The sequence below is a fragment of the Rhizobium sp. LEGMi-198b genome, assembly GCF_054114205.1.
In genome coordinates this window covers 591,753-603,212 of record NZ_JBSYVH010000003.1, presented here as the reverse complement: position 1 = coordinate 603,212, position 11,460 = coordinate 591,753, and the positions used below count along the sequence as shown (strand labels likewise).

10 protein-coding genes are annotated in these 11,460 nt (G+C 58.9%); 7 read left to right on the top strand and 3 right to left on the bottom strand.

Annotated features, from left to right (window positions below; translation table 11 throughout):
• Positions 1–33: 33 nt before the first annotated feature.
• Complete coding sequence (locus ACXHXG_RS15670; RefSeq protein ID WP_457899879.1) at positions 34–960, top strand: hypothetical protein; 927 nt, start codon at positions 34–36, stop codon at positions 958–960.
• Between the two features lie 128 nt (positions 961–1,088).
• On the opposite strand, the gene ACXHXG_RS15665 is transcribed toward ACXHXG_RS15670, so the two are convergent.
• Positions 1,089–1,232 (bottom strand): hypothetical protein, encoded by a 144-nt coding sequence (locus tag ACXHXG_RS15665; RefSeq protein WP_457899878.1) that lies wholly within the window; start codon positions 1,230–1,232, stop codon positions 1,089–1,091.
• Positions 1,233–1,607: 375 nt separating this feature from the next.
• Between ACXHXG_RS15665 and ACXHXG_RS15660 the strand changes: the two genes are divergently transcribed.
• Positions 1,608–2,093, top strand: a complete 486-nt coding sequence (locus ACXHXG_RS15660) for a hypothetical protein (protein WP_457899877.1) — start codon at positions 1,608–1,610, stop codon at positions 2,091–2,093.
• A gap of 228 nt (positions 2,094–2,321) precedes the next feature.
• Positions 2,322–3,446: an alcohol dehydrogenase catalytic domain-containing protein gene (locus tag ACXHXG_RS15655; protein WP_457899876.1), complete on the top strand. Its 1,125-nt coding sequence runs from the start codon at positions 2,322–2,324 to the stop codon at positions 3,444–3,446.
• A 200-nt stretch (positions 3,447–3,646) separates the two neighbouring features.
• Here the strand turns inward: ACXHXG_RS15655 and ACXHXG_RS15650 are convergent, their stop codons facing one another.
• Complete coding sequence (locus tag ACXHXG_RS15650) at positions 3,647–4,453, bottom strand: polysaccharide deacetylase family protein (protein WP_457899875.1); 807 nt, start codon at positions 4,451–4,453, stop codon at positions 3,647–3,649.
• A 573-nt stretch (positions 4,454–5,026) separates the two neighbouring features.
• Here ACXHXG_RS15650 and ACXHXG_RS15645 point away from each other — a divergent pair.
• The 4 genes from ACXHXG_RS15645 (at position 5,027) to ACXHXG_RS15630 (ending at position 10,260) form a co-directional block, all read left to right on the top strand.
• Positions 5,027–6,022, top strand: coding sequence for a VOC family protein (locus tag ACXHXG_RS15645; protein ID WP_457899874.1), 996 nt, complete (start codon positions 5,027–5,029; stop codon positions 6,020–6,022).
• Positions 6,023–6,242: 220 nt separating this feature from the next.
• A complete protein-coding gene (locus ACXHXG_RS15640) occupies positions 6,243–6,788 on the top strand; it encodes a hypothetical protein (protein WP_285169851.1) in 546 nt (181 codons plus the stop codon).
• Positions 6,789–7,165: 377 nt separating this feature from the next.
• The gene (locus ACXHXG_RS15635; RefSeq protein ID WP_457899873.1) at positions 7,166–8,938 is read left to right on the top strand and encodes an adenylate/guanylate cyclase domain-containing protein; all 1,773 of its coding nucleotides are present in this window, start codon (positions 7,166–7,168) and stop codon (positions 8,936–8,938) included.
• Between the two features lie 701 nt (positions 8,939–9,639).
• A complete protein-coding gene (locus ACXHXG_RS15630) occupies positions 9,640–10,260 on the top strand; it encodes a diguanylate cyclase domain-containing protein (protein ID WP_245464130.1) in 621 nt (206 codons plus the stop codon).
• A 408-nt stretch (positions 10,261–10,668) separates the two neighbouring features.
• On the opposite strand, the gene ACXHXG_RS15625 is transcribed toward ACXHXG_RS15630, so the two are convergent.
• Positions 10,669–11,460, bottom strand: coding sequence for a hypothetical protein (locus tag ACXHXG_RS15625; RefSeq protein WP_457899872.1), 792 nt, complete (start codon positions 11,458–11,460; stop codon positions 10,669–10,671).

The window sequence follows — 11,460 nt, the reverse complement described above, 5'->3', positions numbered from 1 at the left end:
TGTCATGGCTCTATATCGCTCGAGTGGCTTGCGATGACGTCCATGCTTGAGCGGCGCTTCCGCCTTCTGCCGGAAGCGAGCGGGATCGACCGTTTGATGGCGGCGGAAGCCTTTGACGATGCGATCGGGTTGCTGGCTCAGAATTTCGTCGCAAGCCACGTGGCCGCGCCGCGTTCATCGGCGCAGTTCGCCTCGCAGCAGCGATGGCTGCTCTCCCAGGCGGCGCTCACACGGCATTTTCGCGCCGCAGAAGTAGGCGGACCGGGCGTGTCGCGGCGGGTTATTGGGCATCTCGCCGTCCAGCACAACATTTCCAGCCGCAACACCGCCTATGCCTTTTTCGACGAAATCCTGAAGTACCGTCTGGTCCTTCCGGCGCTCGAAGGGAGCCGCGCGGGGGAAGTGGTGCCTGCACCCGAAGCACTGCCGGTGCTCGGCGGGTGGTATGAGGTGCATCTTGCCGCTCTCGACTGTATCGACGGGGGGGATAGGAGCATCCGCTTTCGCAGCGCGCCCGAACGGCTGCTTCCTCTCCTCGTGCCGGCTATAGGAGATCGCCTCTTGGCGAGCCCTGAGATACGAATGCCCGGGCCGCTCTACCGGATCTTCGCCTGGAGCGATGCAGGTGGGCATTTGATGGACCGGCTTGTCGCAGGCATCGACCGACACGCATCGCAGCCTGGCGGTTACCTCACGGATGTCAGATCGATCACGCATCTCGCCGATTTCCTGGCGCTTTCACGGGCGCATACCAGCCGGAAGTTCGCCGAAGCGGAATCGATCGGCGGCTTAGGCTGGAATGGCCGACGGGGGCGCTCGCGCATCTGGATTTCGGACGGTTTCTATACGGAATACGCAATGGCGCAGGCGCACAAGCTCATCATTTTCCAAGAGGCATTCGCAGAGATCGAAGGGCGAGCGTCAAAAATGAACGACGAGGATTGTGCCGTTTTTTCATAGTCTCGGCAGGGAACGACCGATTTTAGGCCGGGTGCGGACTGGCAGGTTTGCCCCAGTTTCAGTCGTTTCGGCGTAGGCGCTTGAGCGCCGGCTCAACCTTGGCAAACCAGATCGGACGTGTCGCACGTTCAGTACTGCATGCTGAAACCGATCGGATACAGCGGATTGGCCGTGTCGTGCGGAACGTCGGATTTCTGCGCCAACACCTTGGCCATGGATGAAGGAAGTTCGAACGGCAGCTTGCCTTGCGCCTTCTGCTTACCCTCGATCACATCGAACAGGGCTTCGTCGCTGGCACCGAAATTGGCAAGGATAGCACCGGACGAAGGGGATCAGATGCTCGGCGAAATTATTGCCGGGAAAAACGGAGCGGTGGCCATGGGGCAGCGGGAGGAACAGAACTTGAAGTGCGCTATCGTTTGCATTAAAAGCCGCGAATCTTGGCAGCCTGCCTCGCTCGATTGGGCAAAACCGGCTTCAGACAGGATTGACGCGGGACGTCGATTCCTGTTATCTGTGCTAACGATAGCGTAATCTACGCAGCAGCTTTTACTTCCATCGGTTATCGGGGAAGCGTCGGAACATTCTTGGAGGGAATGGTCCGGAATGGCGGCTGCGAGATGCCGTTAAAGCGGGAGGAGAGAAAAATGGTAAGATGGAGTGCGGCAGCCGCCGCAATCGCAGTATTATGGAGCGCCGTCGCCATGGCTCAGGAGCCGTCAAGGCCCTCGATCGCATACGGCCAAATGATGTCGATCATTGGTGGCTGCCATGACTGCCATACGTCAAATTACAGCGAGAAGGGCGGCGTCATCGATCCGGCAACCGCACTTGCCGGCAGTCCTGTGGGCTTTCGCGGGCCTTGGGGAACGACCTATGCGATTAATCTCCGACTCCTCGTTTCGGAGATGAGTGAGGACGATTGGGTTTCGTTCTTGAAGAACTTCACTGCGCTACCACCCATGCCATACTACAACGTCCGACACATGGACGAGGTGCAGATGCGTTCGCTCTACGAGTACATTGCGTCGCTAGGTGCGCTAGGCGAAACCGCTCCGGAAGACGTGCGGCCCGGTCAGGAGCCAAAGACCCCATTCCTCGTATTCGCACCACCGACAGTGCCCGCACCCTGAGTGCCCGCTGCCCTCCGCGAGAATACCGAACCACGGTCGTCGATACTCGCGAGCGCGACCGGGAGGTCGCTCAACCAGTCAGAGCGCGGTGAATTTCTTTCCACTATCGCCCATGCGCATGTTTCTAGCCTCTCATGGAGCTTCGCCGGCGAACGAAGCTTGAAATCATAACGGCGCGACGCTTTGCACGCGCACCCGACGCGAATAACTACCGAAGAGGAACCCAGGATGTCGAAGACAATAACGCCCCTAATGCGCGCTGCCCGGATCCACGGTGTCGGCGAACCTTTTAGCTTTGATGAAGTTCCGACTCCAAAAGTTTCCGGCGACGACATCCTGGTTGAAGTCAAGTCGTGCGGCCTCGTTCCAAATCTGAAGAATGTCATTCATAATTTTCCGACATGGTTTCCGCATCTCCCGTTGCCCCCCTTCCCAGCGATTTTTGGTCTAGACGTCGCCGGCGTCGTCGCTGAGACCGGTTCCGGGGTACGCGGGATTAATGTGGGCCAGCCGGTTTACATCAATCCGCTCCGCTCCTGCGGCACTTGCGCGGCCTGCCGTGCGGGAAAGCCGATGGGTTGCCGTGCGTCGACATTCGCCGGCTACTTTGGCTTTGGTCCAGACTCACCGGATATGTTTCGGCGATATCCTTCGGGCGGATTGGCGCAATACATGGTGGCGCCAGCGTCCAGTGTCGTCGAACTCCCTGCCAAAATGAGTTTCGACCAAGCAACACGCTTCGGATATCTAGGCACCTCCTACTCAGGTCTCCTGAAGGGAGGCGCTGGTCCGACCAGTACGATATTGATTCTTGGCGCGACGGGTACACTCGGGGTCGGCGCGGTGCTTCTGGCGCTTGCCTTAGGTGTCCCGAAAATACTCGCGGTGGCTCGGGACGAATCGTCATTGGCGCGGCTGAAGGCACTCTCGCCCACTCGAATAGAGACATTCTCAACTCATTCCGGCTCGATTGCGGATTGGGCTCGGACGGTGACGGATGGGATGGGCGTTGACATTGTCTTGGAGGCACTTGCGACTGCGGCGCCATCGTCGCTGTCGACCGACGCAGCTAACGCTTGTAGCAATGGTGGGCGAATGGTCTTTGTCGGTGGAACGCGCGAGCAAGTTTGCTTCGACCCGGTCGCTCTCATGGTGAACCAAATGCAATATATCGGGTCCAAGTGGTTCACGACGCAGGAAGGTCAACAAATGGCAGGAATGGTGGCAGCCGGCACTCTCGATCTTAGTTGCCTAGAACATCACGCATTTCGGCTAAGCGAAGCGAACGAAGCGCTTGATCACGTTGTAACGCAGGTCGGCAGCGGCTTCATCAATGTGGTAGTACAGCCCTAATCAGCCCATTGTAGTTTTTAAAGGCTTGAGGTCCTTGTTCTAGAGGACCGAGATCGACCGAACTACTAAGTCCAACGGACAATCCGCCCGTTGACGCTAATCGGTTCGTCTTGACGGTCTCGACCCTCGCGCGCAGTTAGGAGTTCACGACGAAGTTGTTGGTAAGCGCGTGAGAGAGAGCGAGGCGCTCTCTACCTTGCCTAGTAGCCCTTCTGCGACTCTTTGGCGGCCAGACTTGCCACCTCATGGGCAGGAAGAATGCGAAAGCCCAGTTCAATCGCCGCATGCAAGAACCGCTCCATCGCAGCAAGCCTGTCGGAGGCGACGCCCGAAACATGGGCATGGAAGATGACCGTGAGAACTCCACCTTTTGCGGCGACGTTGCGCAGAATTGCCCCCCAATACTCGGCCAAGGCAAAAGGATCGCGAATTCCATCCGGCGATAGGAGATAATGAATGGCGTCAATCATGAACCACTCCCACGGAATGTTCATCAGACCGGAAGGCAGTCGCCCAACCCCGTTACCTACATAAAGAGATGCGTCGCGCGGGATATCCATCGACATGCATGTCTCGACGCTGCTGTCGTACTTGAACCCTGACGCGAGAAGGATCTCCTCCGCGTACGAGCCGCGTTTGCCGCCCGGCGCGCGAAAGCCCTTTGGCACAACGCCGCGCGCGGCCAACATCGCGACGCCGTCGGTAATATACTGGGTCGCTCGAAGCTGATTTAGCTCGGCGAAGGGTTCATGGATCCATCCGTGCAACCCAATCTCGTGCCCCTCTGCTACGATAGCCTTTATGGCATCGGGGTAGTGTAGCGCACTCCACCCCTCGACAAAGAAGGTCGCTCGCAGATTGAGGCCCCGAAGCGACCTGAGGACGTTGGGGATGCCGGCAACAATGTCGTGTGCGGCGTGGTCGGGAACCGCCGTCTTGCCATCGAAGACACTTCGCGCCGCGCCGAGATTGTCGAACGTCAGGCATAGAATTGGCGTATGCTGCATAGCTTTCGGAATCCCTTGTGCCATCGTTAGCGCTAGGTAAGTCGACTATCTCCCCGAGTCAAGAAGCAGGCAAGGCTACACAGCGCAACAATCATCTTAACCTCACTGTGGGATAGCTTGACATTTGCGCTAACGTTCGCATAATCCACGCACACGTTTGGGAGGAGATGTGGGATGAAACACGTTCGTCACGTCACTGTTGCGGGTTGCACGATACCCATTCTTGCCCGCAGGGGCTTACGACCGTTTCGGACCGCTAGGACCTATCCGTGCGACCGATCTCAATCCGATTGGCGCGCAGATCCGAACCCGCGTCGACAGGTTGTCCGAGCGGCGGAATTCCAGCGCCACATGAAATACTCAACACCTTATATCTTCTCCTGCTTTTCCCAATACATCACGCAGCGCCAGCGACTTGATCATGACCGGAACTCCCGAGGGCGTCGGCCCAATCAAGGTCGACGACTTCGATGAAGTCGGAATCCGCGGGATCGGCGTTCTCAAAAATTCGGCGGCTGCGATATCGACCCTTGGCAAATTTGAATGGATCAGCGTGCGCTATCGGAGGAAAACATGAAGTTTCCTGACACTAACTACAACCCGCCTTTCAATATCACCCGAGCCAGTCACCTGACGCTGACGGTGAAGGATCTCGGCCGAAGCAAGGAGTTCTACACCGAGATTTTTGGGCTCGTCGTCAGCGACGAGGACAACGAGACGGTCTTCCTCCGGACAGTGGAAGAAATCGCCCATCACAGCCTCGTCCTGCGCAAGACCGCGGGCGCGCCGCGTTGTCAGAGTATCGGCATGCGCGTGCAGTTCGAAGAGGATCTCGATAGGGCGAAGGCATATTTTGACAGACAAGGCATCCGAAGCGAATGGATCGAGATCCCTTTCCGACAACGCACTCTGCGCTTTCATGATTGCGCAGGAACCCCGATCGAGCTTGTGGCGCAGATGGAAACGCGACAACGCATGCTGGGACAATCCCGGCTTCACAAGGGCGGAGCAGTGCTGCGCCTAGACCACTACCAGCTGCACACACCAGATCCCCACGAGACTTCGATCTACTATTCCAACCTTGGTTTCCGTTGCTCGGACTACAACGTTGGCGGCACGCCGGAGCGGATCACCGGTGCGTTCATGAGCAGGAAGAATAACCCGCACGACATCGTTTACATTCGCGGGCGAGGACCGGCCTTGCACCACTTCGCCTATGCCATCATGGAGTCGTCGCACATCTTCCACGCCTGCGATGCAGCAGCTCAGCTAGGCTTCGGTCAGACTGTGGAACGCGGTCCTCAACGCCACGGCCTCGACCACATGCTCTATGTCTACTTCCGCGATCCGGACGGCCATCGGGCGGAGATTTTCATCATGCCGATCCAGCTGATCGATTTGGAAGAGCCGCCGCACGAATGGGGGACTGTCGGAACGCTCGAACAGCCTTGGGGTCGCCCAGCGCCGCGATCATGGTTTTTCGAAACCACACCCTTCGAAGGTGTCGAGCTCAGCCCCCGGATCGAGGGCTGGGAACCTATGACGCTGGAGAAATCATTGGGCATGTAAGTTTTGCTTGTCATCATTAATCTTCGCCGCCGGCATAGGCTTTGAACGCCCTCTGATGAAAGAAAACCTTCAACCAGTCGCTGGCGCTGGCGCGCAGCAACCTTAAGATTTCGCGTCTCGCCCGCTGTGCATCGTGCTTACTGCCAGTAACCTTATTTTCGTCGTTATAGTGCCGTCATTCCGCGAACGCGGATTAGGCAGCGTTTTGGGATCAATAACCATGGCAATCTGCTCGCGTATCGACTTTCCCGAACAGGGCGCAATGTCCGAGGATCAACTCCGCGTTCGCAACGAAATCGCTAGCGGACCTCGCGGAGGTGTTCGCGGGCCACTGCGCCTGCTTCTACATACGCCTCAAATTGCACAGCGCGTGCAGGCGTTGGGCGAGGCTCTTCGTTGGGGCACGCGCCTCAGCAAGGCAATCGTGGAAGTGGCAATCCTGTTGACTGCCCGTAGGATCGGCGCCGACTATGTATGGCATTTCCACGCCGCGCTCGTTGCCAGAGAGGAACTTCTTAGTTCAGCCGCGATCGAGGATCTCTTTGTCGGTCGCATTCCCGACGAACTATCCGAGGATGACAGGGCGATCGCTGCATTCGTGCAGGAGTTACTCGCCAATGACGACGTCGGCGACGTGCGGCTGTCGGATGTTATCAGACGCATAGGCGAACCAGGACTCATCGAGCTTCTATGTCTCGTTGGATATTATCATATCGGTGGATATATCGCCGCAGTGGCGGACTTGCGCTATTCCGACGATGTGTGATGTTCGGGGTAGTTTGGTGGTGCGTCAGAATCGAGAACGCCAGGCAGACAATGGTCCTAACGGACACCGGCTTCGCCTGCATGGAATGACAGACTTGGGCTGTAAGCGGACTGGCAAGTTCCGGCTGCGGATCTTCAATGAGCGGGCATTCGGGTAGGCCCGGGCATCGTCGTGACCTGACCCTGAGTGGGCTTTCGAAAGACCGCGTCCGAACGGCCGGGAGGCTGACAGAGCAGTCATTGCGCAGGGCTACAACGTCGGCGCGTCCACATGAGCCATGGCCAACTCGATCTCAACCAAGATCGCTCTGAGCAGCGGCCAAAAGTTCTTTCTTGCCCTCTGTCTCCCTGCTATCGTGAAAGTGAGGAGACGGCGCCATGAGCGAGAACCGAAAGCTGGCTGCAATCCTGGCCGCTGATGTGGTTGGGTACAGCCGGCTTGCCGGCGCCGACGAGGACCGCACCCTAGCGAGGTTGCGGGCACTGCGTAGCGATCTCATCGATCCGACGATCGCCGTGCACCATGGCCGGGTGGTGAAGCGCACCGGCGATGGTGCGCTGGTCGAGTTCCGCAGCGTGGTGGACGCCGTACGCTGCGCCATTGAGGTGCAGAACGGTATGGTGGAGCGCAATGACGGCGTGCCGCAGGACCGTCGCATCGAGTTCCGGATCGGTATCCACCTGGGCGACGTCGTCGAGGAAAGCGATGGCGATCTGATGGGCGACGGCGTCAACATCGCCTCGCGATTGGAGGGCGTCGCCGCGGCGGGCGCGATCTGCCTGTCCGAGGATGCCTATCGCCAAGTCAAGTCAAGGCTCGACCTCTCGGTTAGCGATCTCGGGAGCACGCAGCTCAAGAACATCGCCGAGCCGATCCGGGTCTATTCGCTGCAAGTCGGCAGCGCCGGGACCAAGGCAGCCGCGACCTCGGAAACCGCGACGAGCCAACCGGCGACGGCAGTGTCGCCGAAGCTGTCGATCGCCGTCCTGCCCTTCACCAACATGAGCGGTGACGCCGAACAGGACTACTTCGCCGACGGCATCTCGGAAGACATCATCACGGCGCTATCGAAGCTGTCGCAGCTCTTCGTTATCGCCCGCAATTCGTCGTTCACTTTCAAGGGCAAGAACGTCCATGTGCAGGAGGTGGGCACGAAGCTCGGCGTGCGGCATGTACTTGAGGGTAGCGTACGCAAATCGGGGAACAGGGTACGCATCACCGCGCAGCTCATCGACGCGACCACCGGCGGGCATCTATGGGCGGAGCGGTTCGATCGCGACCTGACCGACATATTCGTGGTTCAGGACGATGTCACGCAGCAGATTGTCGACGCGCTGGCGGTCAACCTGACAGATGGCGATCGGCAAAGACTGGCGCCGGGGAAGACCCGGCAACCCGAGGCGTATGACTGCTTCTTGCGTGGCCGGGAGCTGTGGCACCGGCTGACGAAGCAAACGAACAGCGACGCCCGCGAGCTTTTGCAACGTGCCGTCGAACTGGACCCGAACTTCGCCTCGGCACACGCCTTCCTCGCCCTTACCCACGGGCTCGACTACCTGAACCGGTGGAGCGCGTCGCCGCAGCGCTCGATCGAGCAAGCCGAAGAGGCAGCGACGTTGGCGGTAGCGCGGGATGATAGCGATCCCGTGGCGCACTGGGCGCTGAGTCTGGTCAACCTTTACTCGCGACAGCACGATAGAGCCATCAGCGAGGCCAAGCGTGCGTTAGTCCTCAATCCGAACTTTGCCCAAGGGCAGGTCAGCCTCGGCGAGGCACTTCTCTATTCAGGCAGATCCGAGGAGGCACTCGCCTATTTCGATCGGGCGAGGGTCCTGAACCCGTACTTTCCGGATGTCGTTCTCCACTTTCAGGCCTGGGCCTTTTTTCAACTGGGAAGGTACAAAGAAGCCGTCGAACTGTTGCTGCAGCGCGTGAGCCGTAACCCCGTCACCGATGTCTCGCGCGCGCTTCTGGCCGCCTGCTACGGGCACCTCGGCCGTTTCGAAGAAGCTCGCGCGATGTGGCAAGAGGTGCTGCACGTCAATCCCAGCTACTCCTTGGAATACCGTCGCAAAGTCTTGCCCTTCAAGAACCCCGCCGATTTCGAGCTCGTCATGGAGGGGCTACGCAAGGCCGGCATCGTACAATGACGGGTGATTAATGTCCGATCTTGAACCTGTTGCCGCCATTTGCACGGAGGATGAGCAACAGCGACTGCCTGCGCAACCACGAGCTCCAGCGGGATCGCCAGCAAGGTCTGCTTTCAGGAAGCTGCGAAGCCGCTCTCTACCGCCGACACGGAGGTGCAAAGCCGTCGTTGAACTTTAAAGTCTTGAGCTCCCCGCATTCGACATCTGGCGCAGTTGATGGGATTAGAACCTTCGGCACCGCCAGCGAGTGTAAATAAGCATCAAGTAACGACCCCAGACGCTGCAGCGAAAACAATTGCTTGTGTGCCTACCGGCATCGTGACCCCATGCCGATTCACACGTTGAAGATGAAACGCGCCCAGGACCATGGATCGAGATGAAGCGCTGGGGTTCAGTCGCGAACCGGGCACCAAGCGCAAACAACAGTTCCGGATATTCGTTCGAAGACAGTTAATTCGTGAAAACAACTGTGCAAAGCAACAAATTTTACAGGATTTCTTAAGCCGGTTTTTTCGGGCTCCTGTTTAGCTGATGCAGCATTAGAGAACGGGTATAATTCCGATATGATTCGACAACAGCGACATCCCTCCGCCACCATTTCCAAAGCCCTGTGGAGGGCCACGCTCGGCGCACTATGCGCCGTCATCGGTTCCGTTGGTCTTTTACTTTTATTAAACCTATTGATGCCGGATCGACCATTTTTGGTCGGATTTGTCGGTGCAGCATTGATTTCCGCATTTGTGGCCTTTCCGCTGCTTTTTGCCTTGCAGCTCAACAACGGCGTCATCCGCAAGATGCGGGAAAACGTCACCCAGGCGGCGCGCTACGATAGCGTGACGAAGACGCTGAACGGCACCGCTTTTGCCGCGGCCGTCGAGCACTTTGTCGACCGGCGCAAGCATGCCGGCACCGATGCAGGCGGCATCGTCATCGCCGTCATCATCGATACGCTCGACGACATCGGCCGCCGCTGGGGGCCGCAATGGGCCGACACCGTGATGCAATCGCTTGCCTCGATCATCCAGTCCTCGGTTCGTCGTGGCGATCTCGTGGCGCGGCTTGCGACCAACGAACTCGGCATCTTCCTGCCTGGCGCCACGATCGAGGACGCCCGCGACATCGGCACCCGCATCCGCACGCGCGTCTCCGCGGCCACCTTCAGCGCCGACGACGCGCCGCTTTCCGTCGCCATCCGCCTCGGCGGCATCTCCTTCGACGGCCCAGCCGACTTCAACCAACTCCGCCAGCTCGCCGACCAAATGGCCTTCGAGCGCGGCGACGAGAGCGACGACATCCCGATCAGCGTGCTGCCGGCAGCATGACGCTGGCGACCCCACCGCCGCGGCGGCGGCGGCATGGGCCCAAACGGCGAGACCTGTCTTTGATGCGGCGTCAGAGCCAGCTGGGATCTCGGTTGGCCTTCTGGATCCACCGAGGCTGATCGAGCCTCGAGGGATGAGTGTCGGTGTGTAGTCTCGTTAAGCAGCCGTCATGACGGAAACCTTGATTTCAACGCCCGCCGTCACACATTTCCCCATCGCGACGAGCAGCTTTCCCGGCAAGGGCGACGATGGTTGTTGCGTAAGGCGCACTTGGTTGCGCCTTAAGCCAATCGAGATTGTCGCGCGTGCGATCTAGCTCTATTTTCGCTTCAATGCTCGAACGCGGCGTTTTCGTTCCTTACGAGACAATCGGCTGGTGTCGCAAACGACGCAATCGAATACCACGCTCTATTTTGCCGGCGCGCCTGCGGATGCCAGCCTTTTCAGGGCTTCGGCAATGCCCACTCGGCGATAGGTCTCCTCGACGAGACCGTCGACCTTGAGAGCGTCCCGGCGGGACTGCACGAGGGCGCGATCCTCGTCTGTGACGTCCGCCTCGCGCTCGACGATCCAGTGAAGGAAGGTATCGTCGGCCTCCTTGACTGGCCGTCCGGTTGCCGAGGAAACGCGGTTCTGACGCAGCTCGGATAGCGGGCGAAGCGTCTGGCGAGGATTGTGCTCGGTCCGCTTGTCGTTTCCCGAGATCGCGAGATCAGCGGCGGCCGTCCGTCCGGACGCGCTGTAGACGAACGCAGACTCGATCCTGTCGAAGGCGGCATCCTCTTCCTTCGGACGATGGACGACATCACGCATCGGTCTGTCGGGTACCGCCAGGCGCGTGATACCTCGGTCGTTTATCGCATCAAGCACTTCGCGGTGGTCCAACGTCTTGAGAATAACTTCCCGCCTGGCGGGCCAGAAGTCGTAGTGCGCATGGGCGCCATGACCCTTTCCGATATGGAAGGCGTATATTTCCGGATAGACCGTCAGGGTCGTGCGGCGCGACACCTTAACATCATAGTATGCCGTCATCGCCAACTGCAGGAGGTGAGTGGCGCCAATGCCTCCGAAGACCTCGTCGATTACCAGTCCGAAACGATCATGCTCGTGCCAGTTCGGAAACACATCCTCGAGAGACGCTGGCTGGCCATGTATCGAGACATTGAACATCTCACGCTTCAGAAGTGCCATCACATGCAT